Origin of the sequence: Pelagibacterium limicola, from assembly GCF_015694405.1 — a bacterium.
GTDB classification, from domain to species: Bacteria; Pseudomonadota; Alphaproteobacteria; order Rhizobiales; family Devosiaceae; genus Pelagibacterium; species Pelagibacterium limicola.
Map to the genome: position 1 here is coordinate 348,991 of NZ_JADQDB010000002.1, position 15,625 is coordinate 364,615.

The following is a 15,625-nucleotide window of genomic DNA, read 5'->3' on the forward strand; positions in this document are numbered from 1 at the left end:
CATTAATGTTTCGACTTTGTTCTCCCTGCCGCGTAGCCTCGCGCTCTGATTGGATAAGGCTGATATCATGGCGACCCGCGATTGGTTCTGGATTGTTCTGTTGGGAGCAATCTGGGGAAGCTCCTTCGTTTTCAACGCGGTTTTGATCCGCGAACTCGGCCCGCTCTGGGTGTCGGGGCTACGCGTTGGCATCGCGGCGCTCGGTTGCTGGGCGGTGATGGCGGTCTTGCGCAAGCCCGTCCCACGCGATCCAAAGCTCTGGTTGCAACTGGGCCTGCTTGGCGTACTTTCCTATGCGATTCCCTTCTCGCTCTTTCCGCTTGCCCAGGCCCACGTGGCCAGCGGCGTCGCAGCCATCGTCAACGCCCTGACGCCCATCATGACGGTCATCGTCTCCCATTTCTGGGCCGGCGGGGAACGCGCCACGCGCACCAAAAGCCTCGGCGTGCTTGCCGGCTTCCTGGGGGTTGCCATACTTTCGTCTCCTGCTCTGGCGGCAGGTGGGAACTCCCAGTTGTGGGCGATCGGTGCGTGTCTTCTGGCGACGCTTTGCTATGCGACCTCACTCAACATCACCCGCAGTTTCAGGCACATCGAGCCAACGGCCTTCGCAGCCATTGCACTGACAGGCGCGGCCATGGCTTCGATACCTGTGGCATTTCTCGCCGAAGGCGCGCCGATTATCACCCGGCTGGAAACGCTGGGCGCAGCGCTTGGCCTCGGGTTGATCGCGACGACGCTCACCTTCCAGATCATGTACCGCATCCTGCCTCGGGTCGGCGCCACCAACTTCTCGGCCACCACCTTCGTCGCGCCGGTGTCCACCATCATACTTGGCTTGATGTTCCTTGGAGAAACCGTTCAGCCCATCCACATCCTCGGCATGGCTGCAATCTTCGCCGGGCTCCTGCTCATTGACGGTCGCTTGCCCCGCTGGCTGGGACACCGCAAGCCGGCGTAACACCTACCCCCTTCACAGACCTGTAGTTCTAAGGGTTTAGGTCCGGTCGGGAATCCGGCTTCGCGGGATCTGGCAGGATCTCGGGATCGGGCCTTTGAGGCTGGGGATCGGCTGGAATGGGAACGGGCGAATCGGGGATCGGGGGCATCGGATCCCGTCCAGGTTCCGGAATCGGCGAAATCGGATCGGGGTTCGGAATGTCGGGTTGTGGCGTAGTCGGCTGCGGATCGGTCATCTGGCTTCTCCTTTGGGAAGCCAACGGTTCGGAACGCTGCGTGTTCCCGGTCAGGACGGCGTCGAGATATCCACCACCACCCCGTTGGGGTCGCGCAGCACCATCTGGGTCTGCCCGTAATCCATTGCCGTGGGCGGGCTGACGATGTCGACGCCCATTTCCCGCGCCTTCTCGTAGGCCGCGTGCACGTCTTCCACCACGAGCATCAGGTATCCGCCGGCGAACAGGCCCCGTGCCGCGCCGGGCACGTACTGGCTCACCTCATCGATGATGCCGAGTTCATAGGCCCGGTCGCCACCCGGCGTCAGAACGATATACCAGTCGCTGGTGTAGATGCGCTCGAGCCCGCACAACGTCGCATAGAACTGGGCCGTCTCCTCAATGTCCTTTGCGAGGATATTGAAGATGATCCGGTTCGTTTGCTGTGCCATCAGTCCAGTCCGAGTTTCGCCTTGAGGATTTCGTTGACCGCCTGTGGGTTGGCCTTGCCGCCGGTCTGTTTCATGACCTGACCGACGAACCAGCCCAACAAGCCGGGCTTGGTCTTAACGGCTTCGACCTGACCGGGGTTCCCCGCGATGATCTCGTCCACGATCTTTTCGATCGCCCCGGTGTCGGAGACCTGCTTCATCCCGCGCGCCTCGACGATTTCCGCCGGATCCCCGCCCTCGGACCAGACGATCTCAAAGAGATCCTTGGCGATCTTGCCGGAAATCTCGCCCGAGCCGATCAGGTCGATAATAGCCCCCAGCTGATCCGCCGACATCGGGCTGTCGTCGATGTCGAGGCCCTCCTTGTTCAGGCGCCCGAATAGCTCGTTGATGACCCAGTTGGCAGCAAGCTTGCCGTCGCGGCCCTTGGCAACCGCCTCGTAGAAATCGGCAAACCGACGGCTCGAAACCAGTACGCTCGCGTCGTAATGCGAAATCCCGTAGCTCTCGATGAAGCGCGCGCTCTTTTCGTCCGGCAACTCAGGCAGGTTCTTGGCCAGCGCCTCGACGAACGCATCGTCGAATTCGAGCGGCAGGAGATCGGGATCGGGGAAGTATCGGTAGTCGTGCGCCTCTTCCTTGCTTCGCATGGCGCGGGTCGTCCCGGTCTTGGGGTCGAACAGCCGCGTTTCCTGGTCGATGGTGCCGCCATCTTCCAGAATGTCGATCTGCCGACGTGCCTCGTATTCGATGGCCTGGCCCGCGAAGCGAACCGAATTGACGTTCTTGATCTCGCAGCGCGTACCGAATTCACCGCCGGGTCGCCGCACCGAAACGTTGATGTCGGCGCGCATCGAGCCCTGCTCCATGTTCCCGTCACACGTGCCGAGATAGCGGAGGATTGTCCGCAGCTTGGAAAGATAGGCCCTGGCCTCGTCCGATGACCGCAGGTCCGGCTTGGACACGATCTCCATCAACGCTACGCCCGAGCGGTTGAGGTCGACAAAGCTCATGTTCGGGTGCTGATCGTGGATCGACTTGCCCGCATCCTGCTCGAGATGCAGCCGCTCGATGCCGATTTCCACTTCTCCATCCTCGCCCAGATCGAGCAGAACCTTGCCCTCGCCCACGATCGGGTCCTTGAACTGGGAAATCTGGTAGCCTTGCGGGAGATCGGGATAGAAATAATTCTTGCGATCGAACACCGAACGCTTGTTGATCTTAGCCTTGAGCCCCAGCCCCGTCCGCACCGCCTGGCGCACGCATTCTTCGTTGATGACCGGCAGCATCCCGGGCATCGCCGCATCGACGAAACTCACATTGGCGTTGGGCGGGTTGCCGAACTCCGTGGACGAACCGGAAAACAGCTTGGATTCGGACGTCACCTGCGCATGGACTTCCATCCCGATGACCATTTCCCAATCTCCGGTCGCGCCGGAAATGAAATATTTCGGGTTCGGAGTGCGCGTATCGACAATGCTCATGAATAGCTCGGAAATGGCTGGGGATTTCGACGTTTCGATAGCCCAAATGGGCGAGCGAGGCTAGCCCAAATACGTCCCGGTCGAGCTACATCTTCTCGCCTGGCAAGGCACTCGCCTGCCTTACCCAATCGGCAAATTGCGCCTCGTCGAACGCGTCCTCAAACAGGTGAAGATACCGCACATCCTTCTGCTTGGAGGCAACCGGCGGCACCGGGTCGAGCGACGCCCCACGGTGGAAGGCAATCTTTATGTATTTGTCGAAGCAATGAAGGCTGAGGAAATAGTGGTCCCTTTCCATGCCATACAGAGGCGAGTTCCACTTCACCGCCTTCAACACCCCCGGCACGACTTCGGAAATGATGTCGTCGATCCTGCGGCCCACTGCGCTTTTCCAGCCCGGCATGGCCGCGATATAGGCATCGATGGGCTCCTGCCCGTAACCCTTGGGAATCTGAGGGTTTCCGCCTGACAATAACACCGGCTTGTCTGGCATGATCTAGGCCCCGGACGTCCGGCCGAGCCAACGCGCCACATAGGGGCGTATGAACAGATAAAGGCCCGTTGCCATCAGCAAGAAAAGGGGCGGCAGCGGCAGGTAAAAGAGCATGCTGGTCTGGTCCTGCCCCGATATCGCGGCATAGGTCGCAAAGCCGACGGTAATCAGAAACACAAAAGACACCCAGCGATGCGTCTGGCGGAAAATCACGTTCCAATTCATTGGAATTACTCCCTTGCTTGAAACTCAATCGAGCTTGGCCACGGCCTTCTCGAGATTTTCGAGATGCTGCTCCCAGCCGTATTTGGCACCGCCCAAAGCCTGCTTCTGATCCGACCGGAAGCCTTGTTGCTCCATGCGGATCAGCGTACCCCGATCCGTCTCGCTGAGCGTGAAGGTCACCACGCTTCTGAGATCAAACGCTGCCTCCTCGTGAGAATGGTCCCATCGATAGGAGAGCCTCGAATGCGGTTCGATGGCGAGAAATTCGCAATCCACCCCACCCCAATCCCCTTGGAGTCGGAATTTTTCGCCCGGTCCGAGGGCAAAATCGGTCTTCATCAGCCATTCCGAGATCAGGTGCGGCTGGGTCAGCGCCCGCCAGATCTTTTCCGGCGGATACGGCATCTCGCGTTCGACGACGACGGTGCGGATTTCGGGTGCAGTATCGGTCATTGGTCCATCCTTTTTAGCAAATCTTCGAGGTCGTCGAACCGGCCTGACCAGAATTCGGTCATCTGGTGCGTCCAGTCGACAAGGGGAGCGAGCGCGCGGTACCGCGCGCTGTAATGGGTTTGCCGTCCTTCCGGGCGATCGAAAACGAGCCCAGCTTCCTTGAGCACACGCAGGTGCTTGGACACGGCCGGCTGCGAAATTCCCGCCCTTGCGGTAATCGCCCCTACGGTCTGCGATCCCTCCAGGCACAACCGTTCAAAAATGCCCCGCCGGGTCGGGTCGGCAAGTGCGGCAAACAGGGCGTCGGCGGATTGCATCGTCACGATTGATAACTCTCTGGCTATGATTTTGACTCATAACCAGCGAGCTATAGGTTTGTCAACCCCTCGTCGTTTTTCTCAGACGAAAGGATTCTCGAACGAACCATGTGTCTTGAGCAAAGCCGTACCGACCCGGCACAAGGCCGGGAAAGCAAACTTAGCAAACTGGGGAAATCGCCAGAGGATGAGAAAGGCGCTGCCCGCCTACCGAGCCTCGACCACGAGCCGTTTTTCCATGCGCACCTTTTCGATACGCTGACCGAGCATCCGGGAGAACTTCACCCCGCGCCATACGACCGTATATCCTTCGCGGATGTAGAACCGGATCGCCCCGCCGTTCTCCGCGTGGGTTTCGAGCACGCTCACATCGTATCCAGCCCGGAAAATGTCCTGCTCGATTCGGCCCAGCAACAACTGGCCCACGCCCTTGCGCTGGAACTGCGGTGCGACCCAGAGATCCGAGATATAGGCGCTCATCGGTTCGCACACCGACCATCCCATGAGCGTCCCGTTCTTTTCCGCCACAGTGATCGCCGGCGAGGCATTTATGCAGAAAAGCTGGAAACTGAGCAGAAGTGCTTCGCGCTCGCTCTCGAGCGTCGCATCGGCCTCAGGCCGTAAAATCTGCCGCATGCTCGAATCCCAGGCCGCAAAAGCCAGCCGCCCAAGCTTGTCGGCTTCGGCGATGGAGGCTCTGCGCAGCGTCAGGTTTTCGAGCATGGCACGGGTCCTAGCCCTTGCGGGTCCTGGCGATGATGATGCCCTTTTCGTAATTTATATTCCAGCCAATAAGTGTGCGCCAGATCAACTCGGCCTGGTCCTCGTCGAGATTGAGCCCCGCAGCACGGTCCCGCACCCTGGCAATGACCGCCTCGATTCGCACGGGATCGTTCGCCTCATGCGGGTCCGTCTTGATCTCCGCCATCCGCGTCACATAGCTATGCCGCTCTGCGAAAAGCTCGATCAGCGCCTTGTCGATCCGGTCGATTTCGGCACGAACATCGTCCTTGGTCTCACAGGCGGCGGGGGGATTGATGGCAGTCATGGGCATCCTCAATTCACGGTCGAACAAGGTGTGCCCCGCCTTCCCCTCTTTTTCAACCCGGCACAGGACCAGGATTGAACCATTACCCGTCTTGGCATAGGTAACCCTGGGCCAATCTAGAAGGTCACCACGAATGGTCATTCTCCCTTCAAAGCGCGATCCGCGATTCATTACCATTCGTCGGGGCGGTACACTGACGGACGAGCATCACAGATTGCTTGCCCTTTGGGCTGCACAATGCGCCGAGCACGTCCTCCATCTGTTTGAAAGAGCGAAGCCCGGCGACTCCCGGCCCCGTCACGCTATCGAGGTCGGGCGCGCATGGACGCGCGGCGAGGTCACAATGAAGGAGGCCCACAAGACGGCCTTTGTCGCCAACGCTGCGGGGCGCGACCTGACAGGGGCCCCGAAGTTCGCAGCGCTCGCCGCCGGACAGGCCGTCGCGGTCGCTCACGTCGCCGCACACGAACTTGGCGCAGCCGCCTACGCGATCCGGGCCGCCCGCGCAGCCGTGCCCGAAGCCGAAGGCGATGCCGCCGCAGGCAGCGAATGCCTTTGGCAACGCGAACAGCTACACCCGGAAATCCGTGAACTTGTGCTGGACGACCAGATACGGCGCAACGATATCTGTTGGGGCGTCTTTGCCGTCTGACGGGGCTTGCCCTCGCGCGTTCCAGCGGCGTATTACTGGATGATGTTTACTCTGTCTGAGCTCTGCTGAGGCCTCATCCCGAGGGGATGAGGCTGATAGATCGAACCTTCCGGCTGCCCTGCGGTTGCGGGCAGCATGGATTTGTTTGACCGGCGGCGAGCCGCCATCAGCAGACAGACATTTCATCAATGGACATCTCAAGAGAAGAACAGCGGGTGCTGCATGCACTCGCGCAGGGTGGATATATCCATCCGATCAAGGACGAACGCGGCAAAATCCTCGATATCGAATGCTATAATCGCGATGGCTGGCTCTTGACCCAGTGCGACATGGCGCTGTTCAAAAAGCTTCGCCGCCGCAAAACAATCGCCTCGCAGAACGGCGGCCCGTACCGCATCACGCGGCGCGGGGTCGAACTGGTCCGCAGCCAGGTCGATAACCGCTAAACCGCCGACAATATAAATCCCCGCCTCTCAAAACAGACCGAAACTGAACGGTCGGTCTGTTGGAAGAGGCGGGGATAATTGCCGGATATCAAAATTTTAGCTGTACGAATTGAACGAAATTCGTTCAATTCGTCTGATTATATTTCACTGGCGCGTCGTTTCGGACAGCGCCAGCGCCATATGTTCCCATTCCAGCGAGACTGAAGGTGCTGTCCGGCGCTTGCCCGCGCGGCGGTACCAGTAGTCGGCATTGCCCATGTCGGCCTCGATCCAGTGCAGCAGTGCATGCACCCAATCGAACGCTTGCACGCCCTCCATCTGCTGCACGATCCGGTGGGCCTCCTCCCACTCGGGCCCCATGCGGAACTCGCCCTTCCTGATCCACCATAGCGCCTGCAAGGGCATGCTCATGTCCTTGGGCGGTGCAGACCAGTCGAGCGTGGTGAAGATATCGGACATATGAAAAGTCACCGGAAAAGCTGAGATGAAGTCCAGTTAGCGCCAATGCAGCGGCGAAGCAATACTGCGAAGGGTCAGGGGAAAACCTTGATCCCGATTGCGCGGACGATGTCGGAAAGCTGATCGGAGGATACCTTGATGCCCTCGAAGCTGGTGAGCCGCGTCACGTCGATTCCGAATAGAATAGCCTCGCGCAGATCGGCGTTGTCGAGGATCACACCGTCAAGGTTGGCCTCGCTCAGATCGGACCCGCGCAAATCCGCGCTTGAGAGCACGGCCTGGGTAAAATCGGTCTGGCGGAGGCTGCATTCGGTCAGTATGCAATCGGCGAGTCCGGCCTTCTCGAAATTGGCCAAATCGAGCATGCTACCGATAAAGGTTGCCCGCGAAACGCCGGCCTTGCCGCCAATGGGCTTGCCGAACCGGGCATTGCCGAAATCAGCACCTGCGGCCTTGCAATTCCTAATCGTCACATCGAAAAGTTCGGCGAACTCAAAGCTGCAGGTGGCGAGATTGCAGTTCTCGAAACTGGCGCCATTGAGATCGGCCCTTGAAAAGCTGCAGCCTGTCCGTGTTTCGCTGTCAAAGAACGCGCAGCGCAGGAAAACGGCATCGGTAAGATTGGTGCCGGCAAATCGGCAGCGCGAGAACGTGCAATCCTCGAATCGCGCGCCCGCCAGTTCAGCATCGCCCATCAGAGCATCGGCAAGGACGCAAAGACGCGCAACAAGCCCGCCTTCGGCGAGGTCCGACCAGTCGATTGCAGAAAGGTCGGCATGTTCAACGGGCTTGCCCGCAACCAGCAGAGCTTCGAACTGCCCCTGCCCGATCACCACCACTTGGCCGGCGCAAGATCGAGATTTGCGCTCTTTTCGATCACCCGACCCGCGGCGAACAGCGTTTCCTCGTCGAACGGCTTTCCGATAAGCTGCAACCCGAGCGGCAGCCCCGCGGAATCCTTGCCCGCCGGCACCGCGATGCCCGGCAGCCCGGCCATGTTGACGGTGACCGTGAAGATATCGTTGAGGTACATCTTGACCGGATCGGCATTCATCTCCTGGTCGGCAATCCCGAAGGCCGCCGATGGCGTCGCGGGCGTCAGGATCGCATCGACCCCGGCATTGAAGGCATCCTCGAAATCCTTCTTGATCAGCGTCCTGACCTTCTGTGCCCGCACATAATAGGCGTCGTAATAGCCCGCAGAGAGCACATAGGTCCCGATCATTACCCGGCGCTTGACCTCGCGGCCGAACCCGGCGGCGCGGGTCAGCTCGTAAAGGTCCGTAATGTCCTTGCCGGTCACGCGCAGCCCGTATTTGACCCCGTCATAGCGCGCGAGGTTCGAGGACGCCTCGGCGGGGGCGACGATATAGTAAGCCGGCAGAGCATATTTGGTGTGCGGCAGGGAAATATCCTTGACCGTCGCCCCCTCTGCCTTGAGCCATTCGAGGCCCTCCTGCCAGAGCTTTTCGATCTCCTCCGGCATCCCGTCCATCCGGTATTCCTTGGGAACGCCGATGGTCAGCCCCTTGACACCCCGCTCCACCGCCGCCGCGAAATCGGGCACGGCGATATCGGCAGAAGTGGAATCCTTGGCGTCGAACCCGGACATCGATTGCAGGAGAATCGCACTGTCCTCGACCGTACGTGCAATCGGTCCCGCCTGATCCAGCGAAGATGCGAACGCCACGATCCCCCAGCGCGAGCAACGCCCATAGGTCGGCTTGATCCCGACCGTGCCGGTGAAGGCCGCAGGCTGGCGGATCGAGCCGCCGGTATCGGTCGCAGTCGCCCCGGCGCACAGCCACGCGGCCACCGCAGCGGCCGAGCCACCCGACGAACCGCCTGGCACCAGATCCTTGTTCCCACTCTCGGCACGCCAAGGGTTCATAACCGGACCGTAATACGAGGACTCGTTGGATGAGCCCATTGCGAACTCGTCCATGTTGAGCTTGCCCAGCATCACCGCGCCATCTCGCCAGAGATTGCTGGTGACCGTCGATTCGTACTCGGGCTTGAACCCGTCGAGAATATGGCTGGCCGCCTGCGTGTGGATGCCCTTTGTCGCAAAGAGATCCTTGATCCCCAGCGGCACGCCTTCCAGCGCTCCGCTCTCGCCCTTGGCGAGCTTCGCATCCGACGCCTTGGCCATCTCGCGCGCCTGCTCCGCGGTGACGGCAATATAGGCATTGAGTTTCTCATTGGCCGCCTCGATAGAGGCAAGATAGGCGTTCGTCGCCTCGAGCGCGGTGAAATCCTTCTTGGCGAGCCCGTCGCGAAGGGACTTGAGGCTCAAACGAGTAAGATCGGTCACTGGATAACGTCCTTAAACCAACGCCTTCTCGAAGAAGGCTGAGTATTCGCTGTCGGGATAATCGAGGAAAGGGCCGCACTTGGTGAAACCGCGGCGCTGATAAAGCCGCCAGGCGGGTTCGAACCCTTCGGCGTCGCCAGTTTCAAGCTTCAAAGTCTTGATGCCTTTGTCGCGCGCCAGTGCCTCGATGGCATCGAGAATGAGTACCCCCACGCGCCGGCCCCTGACTTCGGGCAGGGTGTACATGCGCTTGACCTCTCCCAACTCTCCATCGATGACTTTGAGCGCACCCATGCCGACAGCCCTGCCCGCCTCGTCCCGGGCGACGAAAACGGTTGTATCGGCTCCTGCCATCTGCTCGACCGTCATCTTGAACTGAAACTCTTCGGGTGAAAGCGGCAGCAGGTGCGCATTGAGCGCAGCGACCAGCGCGCGCACATCATCCTGCAACGGCGTCTCGACGGCGACGGTAACGGCCAATTTTTACTCCACCACCTTGGGAACCATGAAGAAATTGTCTTCCGAAATCGGCGCATTGGCGACGATCTTCTCGGCGTACCCGCCATCCGTCACCTTGTCCTCGCGACGGCGAAGCTGCATCGGGGTCACCGACGTCATCGGCTCGACGCCCGAAACGTCGACCTCGCCAAGCTGCTCGACAAAGCCAAGGATGGCGTTGAGCTCGCCTTCATAGGCGGCAACTTCTTCCTCGGTGATCCTGATACGGGCCAAGCGCCCGATGCGTCTCACGGTATCGGCATCGACCGACATCAAACGTCTCCTGCTAGCGATGCGAACTGGATTATCGGGCCTTTTAGCAATGGCAGCCAGCCAAAGGCAATCGCCAAATCCCGCCATTGGCGGCCTTTATGGCATTCATAGAATTGCCTCATGCCTCCACGGCCAATCCCCGTTCAAGGACGATCAGACTGGCATCGGCAAGCTGCGGCACCAGGGCTTCGAACGCCGCTTCGATCTCGCCGTCGGTCACAGCCAGAGCAACCAGCTTGGGCCGCGCGGCGTCCAGAAGGGACATGCCTTGTTCGATGCATGCCGCGCCCGGCCCGTTCAGGACAACCACGGCATTGTCTGCCCAGCGGCCCCATTTCGCCTCCACACTCCCCTCTGCGATCACCAGCACGCCCTCATCTCGCGAATCGGCGAAAAGGCCGAGTGCGCCCAACCTGAAAAGGTCCAGGCGTTCGTCACCATCCTCGTCGTCAATCAGCCGCAACCGCCTATGGGGGCGCCACGCTGTGGGATCAAAGACGGGAAGATCGCTGCTTGTAGCCGACACAACCGCCTGCGCGCCCGCCGTCAGTTCCACAGGATCGATTCCTTCGGGCGCCCCTTCCGGATCGACAACCACGATCCGGCCCGCGATATGGATGCGGAATGTCGTGGCGGCGAACCATGTGATCTTCATCTCGTTCATACCTTGCCAGTACAGCCGAAACTGCTGATAAGCCGACAAAGGCATCACCGCAAGGAACCCCGATGACCGAAAGTGAACACCCGCTCGGCGGCCTCGCCGAAAAAGGCAAGCTTATGGGCCTCGACCTCGGCACCAAGACCATTGGTGTCGCGATCTCGGACGCCCTGCGGATGACCGCTTCGCCGGTCGAGACCATCAAGCGCATAAAGTTCACTCAGGACGCTGAAAGGCTTGCCAAGCTCATTGCCGACAACAACGTTACCGGCATCGTCGTCGGCCTGCCGCTCAATATGGACGGCACGGAAGGACCCCGCGCCCAATCGGTCCGCGCCTTTGTACGCAATCTCAGGCAGAAGATCGATGTCCCAATGGTCTTCTGGGACGAGCGGTTCTCCACGATGGCGGTCACCCGCACCATGATCGAAGCCGACCTCTCCCGCGCCCGGCGGGCCGAAGTGGTCGACAAGCTGGCGGCGAGCTACATCCTTCAGGGCGCGCTGGACCGGCTACGGCGAGGATAATCGCGGAAATCTCGCACCTCACCCTTGCCGCACCCGCCTCCATGGGATAGGGACCGGCAGTCGCAAGCGGGACATCAAATGGCAGGACGACAGCCAGAACCTTCCGACACCCGGACCGGCACCCCCGGTTCCTTCCTTCCTTTCCGTCATCGGCATCTTCTCGGCATTGCCCAGCTCGACCCGGTCGAGATCGTCGATCTGCTCGACCGCGCCGAGGCGATGATCCCGATTTCGCGCCAGCGCAAGGCTCTGCCCACGCTCTTGGGCAAGACCCAGATCAACCTCTTTTTCGAGAACTCCACCCGCACGCAGGCAAGTTTCGAGATTGCGGGCAAGCGGCTTGGCGCGACCGTCATGAACATGGCGGTCAGGACTTCATCGCTCGCCAAGGGTGAAACCCTGATCGATACCGCAGCAACGCTCAACGCCATGCAGCCCGACGCCATCGTCGTGCGTCACGGCTCGTCGGGCGCCGTGGAACTTCTGAGCCAGAAGGTCGAATGCGCGGTTATCAATGCGGGTGACGGCGCCCATGAGCACCCCACCCAAGCCCTGCTCGATGCGCTCACCATCCGCCGCCATTTCGGCAGGCTCAACGGGCTGACGGTAGCCATCTGCGGTGACATCGCCAATTCGCGCGTTGCGCGCTCAAATCTCATCCTGCTCGGCGCCATGCAGGCCCGTACGCGCGTCATCGCACCAAAATCGCTTCTGCCGCGCGGCGTGGAGCAGATGGCAAGCGAAGTCTTCACCGACATGCGCGAGGGTCTCGAGGGCGTCGACGTCGTCATGATGCTGCGCCTCCAGAACGAACGCGCCAGCGGCAAGCTGATCCCCTCTGTACGAGAATTCTACCGCTTCTACGGACTCGACGCCGAAAAGCTTTCCCATGCCAACAAGGACGCGTTGGTCATGCATCCGGGCCCGATGAATCGCGGCGTCGAAATCGACCCCGCCATCGCAGACGGCCCGCAATCGGTCATCACCGAACAGGTGGAAATGGGTGTCGCAGTCCGCATGGCCGTCCTCGATGCGCTGCTGGGCGGGGAGACGCGCGATGAATAAGCCGATCCTTATCCAGAACGCCCGCGTCGTCGATCCGGCATCCAACGCAGACTTCAGCGGCGCGATCCTGATCGAAAAGGGCGTAATAGCCGACATCGCCAAAGGCAACGCGCCGGGCGCGCCGGAGCAGTCCGAAATCATCGACGCCAAGGGACTGGTTGCGGCGCCGGGGCTGATCGACATGCGCGTGTTCACGGGCGAGCCGGGCCACGAATACCGCGAGACGATCAAAAGCGCTGGCGAGGCGGCGGCAGCGGGAGGCGTCACCACTATCCTCGTCATGCCGGACACCCAGCCTGTCATCGACGATGGCGCGCTTGTTGAGTTCATCGCCCGCAACGCCGAGGCCAATACCCCAATTACGGTCCTGCCCTCCGCCGCCATCACCAAAGGCACCGAAGGCAGAGAGCTGACCGAATTCGGCCTTCTGCTCGAGGCGGGTGCGGCGTGCTTTGCCGAAGGGCGCAAGTCGATCCAAAGCGCCGCCGTCATGCGCGCCGCCATGACCTATGCGTCCAATTTCGACGCCCTGATCGTCCATCAGCCGTCCGAGGCAAGCCTCGTTTCCGACGGCGTAATGAATGCTGGTCCGTTCGCGACGTTCCGGGGCCTCAAGGGAATCCCGCTGGAGGCCGAAACCATCCCGCTCGACCGCGACCTGCAGCTGGCCCTCCTCACAGGCGCTCGCTACCACGCCGCGCAAATCTCCACCGCACGCGCTGCCGAACTGGCGGCATTCTACAAGGCGCGCAGCGCCAACATCTCGGTCGGCGCATCGATAAACAACTTGTGCCTCAACGAAAACGACATCGGCTCGTACCGCACCTACTTCAAGCTCTCCCCACCCCTGCGTCACGAGGACGACAGGCAGGCAATGGTCGAAGCGCTCAGGAATGGTGTCATTGATGTCATCCATTCCGATCACGACCCGCAGGACACCGAAGGCAAGCGGCAACCCTTCGCCGACGCTGCAACGGGAGCCATCGGGCTCGAAACGCTCCTTGCCGCTGCCTTGCGGCTCGTCCATTCCAGCGATGCAAACCTTATGACCGTTTTGCGCGCCATGACGGCGCGACCTGCGGAAATCCTCGGGCTCGAAAGCGGCAGGATCGCCAAGGGTGCGCCCGCCGATATCTGCCTTTTCGATATGGACTATCCCTGGGTCGTGGAGGAAGCTACGATCCGCTCCCGCTCGCGCAACACCACATTCGAGAACGCGCGCATGACCGGCAAGGTTACGACGACGATCGCCAAGGGCAAGGTCGCGTTCAGGGAGGGCCACGCGCGATGATCGAATATGCACTTGCGCTTATATTGGGTTACGGGCTCGGCTCTATACCCTTCGGGCTGGTCGCGACACGCTTCGCCGGGCTGGGCGACGTGCGGGCTATCGGCTCGGGAAATATCGGCGCAACCAATGTATTGCGGACCGGCCGCAAGGACCTGGCGGCCCTGACGCTTGTCGGTGACGCTGGAAAGGGCGTAGCGGCCGTGCTGATCGCGGCATGGTTGTGGTTCCCCGAAGCAGCGATGGTGGCTGGCGTCGCCGCGTTTTTCGGCCACGTCTTTCCCGTCTGGCTCCGCTTCAAGGGCGGCAAGGGCGTTGCCACCTATATCGGCATCCTGATCGCGCTCAGCTGGCCCGTGGGACTGGGCTTCTGCGCCATTTGGCTGCTGGTGGCCGTAACCTCTCGCTATTCCTCGCTCTCGGCCCTGACCGCCGCTGCAGCGGCGCCCGTGCTCGCCTTTTTGTTTGCTGGCTGGCCGCTGGCTATCACGAGTCTTTTGCTGACGATGGTGCTCTATTACACCCATCGGCAGAATATTGCGCGACTTCGGGACCGCACTGAGACAAAGATCGGCGCCAAGAAGGCCGAGCTGGGATAGGTTCGGCGATGACGCGTGAAAGGCTCACACCTACCCAGCGCGTCGATTGGCTCCGCCTGATCCGGACCGACAACGTCGGCCCGCAAACCTTCCTCCAGCTCATCAGCCGTTTCGGCTCGGCAGGAACTGCGCTCGAAGCCTTGCCCGGCCTTATAAGGCGAAATGGGACTTCCCCATCCGCCATTCCTGCGGCAGCCGAAGCCGAGGACGAAATCGCACGAGCCGAGCGGATCGGTGCCAGGTTTGTTGCTCTCGGCGAGCCCGACTATCCGCCGCACCTTGAGCATATACACGCCCCTCCCCCGCTGATCGCCGTAAAAGGTAGCCACATCGTTTCGGCGCAAAAGACCATCGGAATTGTCGGCGCCCGAAACGCATCTGCCGCCGGACGGCGCATGGCACAACTTCTGGCAAGCGACCTTGGAAATGCCGGCTATGCCGTCGTCTCGGGCCTTGCCCGCGGGATCGACGCTGCCGCGCACGACGCGTCGCTCCGTACGGGAACGATTGCGGTCCTGGCGGGTGGGCTCGACCGGCTCTACCCGCAGGAAAACATCCCGCTCGCCGAAGCCATTGTCGATCAGGGCGGCGCGCTGGTGAGCGAGATGCCGTTCGGCTGGGAGGCCCGCGCCCGTGACTTCCCGCGCCGCAACCGGCTGGTCGCGGGCATTTCGCTCGGCGTCGTTATCGTCGAGGCAGCGAAACGGTCGGGGTCGCTGATCACCGCGCGGCTGGCGCTCGAGCAGAACCGCGAGGTCTTTGCCGTCCCCGGCTCGCCACTCGATCCGCGCGCAGAGGGCGGCAACGCATTGATCCGGCAGGGCGCCATACTCATAACCTCGGCGGAAGACATCATCAACGACCTCGCCCAGTCCAGACCGCCCCAGGCCGACCTCTTCCAAGAGGACGATCAGGACCAGCCGCTCGGTGCCGTGCCCGATCCCACGTCCGATGAACGCACGCAATTGCTCGATGCACTCAGCCCCGCACCGGTTTCGATAGACACACTGGTGGAGGTGACAGGACTTCCAGCCGGAACGGTTCAGATCCTGCTTCTCGAACTCGATCTCGCAGGCCGGATCGAACGCTCGGGCGGGCAATTGGTGGCACTGCGCATCTGATCGCCATACATACCGAGAAATGACCCGCAATTGACACGGGGCCACGCTTTCACCATGTTGCGCTCGCCTTGGGGTCGC

General features: G+C 61.2%; 22 protein-coding genes. 8 read left to right on the forward strand and 14 right to left on the reverse strand.

The window, feature by feature from the left end; all coding sequences use genetic code 11:
• Positions 1-67 precede the first annotated feature (67 nt).
• Positions 68-961, forward strand: a complete 894-nt coding sequence (locus I2G20_RS04635; protein WP_196258510.1) for a DMT family transporter — start codon at positions 68-70, stop codon at positions 959-961.
• A gap of 285 nt (positions 962-1,246) precedes the next feature.
• Here I2G20_RS04635 and I2G20_RS04640 read toward each other — a convergent pair whose 3' ends face one another.
• The 8 genes from I2G20_RS04640 to I2G20_RS04675 form a co-directional block, all read right to left on the reverse strand.
• Positions 1,247-1,627, reverse strand: coding sequence for a VOC family protein (locus tag I2G20_RS04640; protein ID WP_196258511.1), 381 nt, complete (start codon positions 1,625-1,627; stop codon positions 1,247-1,249).
• Positions 1,627-3,111, reverse strand: coding sequence for an Asp-tRNA(Asn)/Glu-tRNA(Gln) amidotransferase subunit GatB (gatB, locus tag I2G20_RS04645; RefSeq protein ID WP_196258512.1), 1,485 nt, complete (start codon positions 3,109-3,111; stop codon positions 1,627-1,629). The genes I2G20_RS04640 and gatB overlap by 1 nt, the downstream gene beginning before the upstream one ends.
• An 85-nt stretch (positions 3,112-3,196) precedes the next feature.
• Complete coding sequence (locus tag I2G20_RS04650) at positions 3,197-3,604, reverse strand: DUF1801 domain-containing protein (RefSeq protein ID WP_196258513.1); 408 nt, start codon at positions 3,602-3,604, stop codon at positions 3,197-3,199.
• A 3-nt stretch (positions 3,605-3,607) separates the two neighbouring features.
• Complete coding sequence (locus I2G20_RS04655; RefSeq protein WP_196258514.1) at positions 3,608-3,829, reverse strand: hypothetical protein; 222 nt, start codon at positions 3,827-3,829, stop codon at positions 3,608-3,610.
• Between the two features lie 24 nt (positions 3,830-3,853).
• The gene (locus I2G20_RS04660) at positions 3,854-4,282 is read right to left on the reverse strand and encodes an SRPBCC family protein (protein WP_196258515.1); all 429 of its coding nucleotides are present in this window, start codon (positions 4,280-4,282) and stop codon (positions 3,854-3,856) included.
• Positions 4,279-4,599: an ArsR/SmtB family transcription factor gene (locus I2G20_RS04665; protein ID WP_196258807.1), complete on the reverse strand. Its 321-nt coding sequence runs from the start codon at positions 4,597-4,599 to the stop codon at positions 4,279-4,281. The genes I2G20_RS04660 and I2G20_RS04665 overlap by 4 nt, the downstream gene beginning before the upstream one ends.
• A 207-nt stretch (positions 4,600-4,806) precedes the next feature.
• Positions 4,807-5,322, reverse strand: a complete 516-nt coding sequence (locus I2G20_RS04670; RefSeq protein WP_196258516.1) for a GNAT family N-acetyltransferase — start codon at positions 5,320-5,322, stop codon at positions 4,807-4,809.
• 10 nt (positions 5,323-5,332) lie between these two features.
• Positions 5,333-5,788: a chorismate mutase gene (locus I2G20_RS04675; protein ID WP_246472837.1), complete on the reverse strand. Its 456-nt coding sequence runs from the start codon at positions 5,786-5,788 to the stop codon at positions 5,333-5,335.
• On the opposite strand from I2G20_RS04675, the gene I2G20_RS17460 reads away from it, so the two are divergent.
• Together I2G20_RS17460 and I2G20_RS04685 are read left to right on the forward strand one after the other, a co-directional pair.
• Positions 5,781-6,299 (forward strand): putative immunity protein, encoded by a 519-nt coding sequence (locus I2G20_RS17460; protein ID WP_196258517.1) that lies wholly within the window; start codon positions 5,781-5,783, stop codon positions 6,297-6,299. The genes I2G20_RS04675 and I2G20_RS17460 overlap by 8 nt on opposite strands.
• 188 nt (positions 6,300-6,487) lie before the next feature.
• On the forward strand, positions 6,488-6,745 hold the full coding sequence (locus tag I2G20_RS04685; RefSeq protein WP_196258518.1) for a YjhX family toxin: 258 nt from the start codon (positions 6,488-6,490) through the stop codon (positions 6,743-6,745).
• A gap of 144 nt (positions 6,746-6,889) precedes the next feature.
• On the opposite strand, the gene I2G20_RS04690 is transcribed toward I2G20_RS04685, so the two are convergent.
• From I2G20_RS04690 to I2G20_RS04715, 6 genes are all read right to left on the reverse strand, one after another.
• Entirely contained in the window at positions 6,890-7,204 is a 315-nt protein-coding gene (locus I2G20_RS04690) for a hypothetical protein (protein WP_246472839.1), read from the reverse strand.
• 74 nt (positions 7,205-7,278) lie between these two features.
• Complete coding sequence (locus I2G20_RS04695; RefSeq protein WP_196258519.1) at positions 7,279-8,040, reverse strand: pentapeptide repeat-containing protein; 762 nt, start codon at positions 8,038-8,040, stop codon at positions 7,279-7,281.
• Positions 8,034-9,518, reverse strand: a complete 1,485-nt coding sequence (gene gatA, locus I2G20_RS04700; protein WP_196258520.1) for an Asp-tRNA(Asn)/Glu-tRNA(Gln) amidotransferase subunit GatA — start codon at positions 9,516-9,518, stop codon at positions 8,034-8,036. Before gatA ends, I2G20_RS04695 begins: the two co-directional genes overlap by 7 nt.
• Positions 9,519-9,530: 12 nt before the next feature.
• Positions 9,531-9,998, reverse strand: a complete 468-nt coding sequence (locus I2G20_RS04705; protein WP_196258521.1) for a GNAT family N-acetyltransferase — start codon at positions 9,996-9,998, stop codon at positions 9,531-9,533.
• A 3-nt stretch (positions 9,999-10,001) separates the two neighbouring features.
• Positions 10,002-10,289: an Asp-tRNA(Asn)/Glu-tRNA(Gln) amidotransferase subunit GatC gene (gene gatC, locus I2G20_RS04710; RefSeq protein WP_196258522.1), complete on the reverse strand. Its 288-nt coding sequence runs from the start codon at positions 10,287-10,289 to the stop codon at positions 10,002-10,004.
• A 118-nt stretch (positions 10,290-10,407) separates the two neighbouring features.
• Complete coding sequence (locus tag I2G20_RS04715; protein ID WP_196258523.1) at positions 10,408-10,944, reverse strand: hypothetical protein; 537 nt, start codon at positions 10,942-10,944, stop codon at positions 10,408-10,410.
• A 71-nt stretch (positions 10,945-11,015) separates the two neighbouring features.
• Here I2G20_RS04715 and ruvX point away from each other — a divergent pair, with 71 nt between their 5' ends.
• The 5 genes from ruvX to dprA all read left to right on the forward strand — a co-directional run bounded on the left by ruvX (position 11,016) and on the right by dprA (position 15,547).
• Positions 11,016-11,474 carry a Holliday junction resolvase RuvX gene (gene ruvX, locus I2G20_RS04720; RefSeq protein ID WP_196258524.1) on the forward strand — a complete coding sequence of 153 codons (459 nt, stop codon included), beginning with the start codon at positions 11,016-11,018 and terminating at the stop codon, positions 11,472-11,474.
• 78 nt (positions 11,475-11,552) lie between these two features.
• Positions 11,553-12,539, forward strand: coding sequence for an aspartate carbamoyltransferase catalytic subunit (locus I2G20_RS04725; protein WP_207747538.1), 987 nt, complete (start codon positions 11,553-11,555; stop codon positions 12,537-12,539).
• The gene (gene pyrC, locus I2G20_RS04730) at positions 12,532-13,830 is read left to right on the forward strand and encodes a dihydroorotase (RefSeq protein ID WP_196258525.1); all 1,299 of its coding nucleotides are present in this window, start codon (positions 12,532-12,534) and stop codon (positions 13,828-13,830) included. Before I2G20_RS04725 ends, pyrC begins: the two co-directional genes overlap by 8 nt.
• A complete protein-coding gene (gene plsY, locus I2G20_RS04735; RefSeq protein ID WP_196258526.1) occupies positions 13,827-14,426 on the forward strand; it encodes a glycerol-3-phosphate 1-O-acyltransferase PlsY in 600 nt (199 codons plus the stop codon). Before pyrC ends, plsY begins: the two co-directional genes overlap by 4 nt.
• Positions 14,427-14,434: 8 nt before the next feature.
• Positions 14,435-15,547, forward strand: a complete 1,113-nt coding sequence (gene dprA, locus I2G20_RS04740) for a DNA-processing protein DprA (RefSeq protein WP_196258527.1) — start codon at positions 14,435-14,437, stop codon at positions 15,545-15,547.
• Positions 15,548-15,625 lie beyond the last annotated feature (78 nt).

Bases quoted from the DNA above. Each gene is read 5' to 3' on its own strand.
- I2G20_RS04665 (WP_196258807.1), bottom strand. From the start codon at position 4,599: ATGCAATCCGCCGACGCCCTGTTTGCCGCACTTGCCGACCCGACCCGG.
- gatB (WP_196258512.1), bottom strand. From the start codon at position 3,111: ATGAGCATTGTCGATACGCGCACTCCGAACCCGAAATATTTCATTTCC.
- I2G20_RS04690 (WP_246472839.1), bottom strand. From the start codon at position 7,204: ATGTCCGATATCTTCACCACGCTCGACTGGTCTGCACCGCCCAAGGAC.
- plsY (WP_196258526.1), top strand. From the start codon at position 13,827: ATGATCGAATATGCACTTGCGCTTATATTGGGTTACGGGCTCGGCTCT.
- gatC (WP_196258522.1), bottom strand. From the start codon at position 10,289: ATGTCGGTCGATGCCGATACCGTGAGACGCATCGGGCGCTTGGCCCGT.
- I2G20_RS04675 (WP_246472837.1), bottom strand. From the start codon at position 5,788: ATGACCATTCGTGGTGACCTTCTAGATTGGCCCAGGGTTACCTATGCC.
- I2G20_RS04715 (WP_196258523.1), bottom strand. From the start codon at position 10,944: ATGAAGATCACATGGTTCGCCGCCACGACATTCCGCATCCATATCGCG.
- I2G20_RS04725 (WP_207747538.1), top strand. From the start codon at position 11,553: ATGGCAGGACGACAGCCAGAACCTTCCGACACCCGGACCGGCACCCCC.
- I2G20_RS04660 (WP_196258515.1), bottom strand. From the start codon at position 4,282: ATGACCGATACTGCACCCGAAATCCGCACCGTCGTCGTCGAACGCGAG.
- I2G20_RS04640 (WP_196258511.1), bottom strand. From the start codon at position 1,627: ATGGCACAGCAAACGAACCGGATCATCTTCAATATCCTCGCAAAGGAC.
- I2G20_RS17460 (WP_196258517.1), top strand. From the start codon at position 5,781: ATGGTCATTCTCCCTTCAAAGCGCGATCCGCGATTCATTACCATTCGT.
- I2G20_RS04655 (WP_196258514.1), bottom strand. From the start codon at position 3,829: ATGAATTGGAACGTGATTTTCCGCCAGACGCATCGCTGGGTGTCTTTT.
- ruvX (WP_196258524.1), top strand. From the start codon at position 11,016: ATGACCGAAAGTGAACACCCGCTCGGCGGCCTCGCCGAAAAAGGCAAG.
- I2G20_RS04670 (WP_196258516.1), bottom strand. From the start codon at position 5,322: ATGCTCGAAAACCTGACGCTGCGCAGAGCCTCCATCGCCGAAGCCGAC.
- pyrC (WP_196258525.1), top strand. From the start codon at position 12,532: ATGAATAAGCCGATCCTTATCCAGAACGCCCGCGTCGTCGATCCGGCA.
- I2G20_RS04635 (WP_196258510.1), top strand. From the start codon at position 68: ATGGCGACCCGCGATTGGTTCTGGATTGTTCTGTTGGGAGCAATCTGG.
- dprA (WP_196258527.1), top strand. From the start codon at position 14,435: ATGACGCGTGAAAGGCTCACACCTACCCAGCGCGTCGATTGGCTCCGC.
- I2G20_RS04685 (WP_196258518.1), top strand. From the start codon at position 6,488: ATGGACATCTCAAGAGAAGAACAGCGGGTGCTGCATGCACTCGCGCAG.
- I2G20_RS04650 (WP_196258513.1), bottom strand. From the start codon at position 3,604: ATGCCAGACAAGCCGGTGTTATTGTCAGGCGGAAACCCTCAGATTCCC.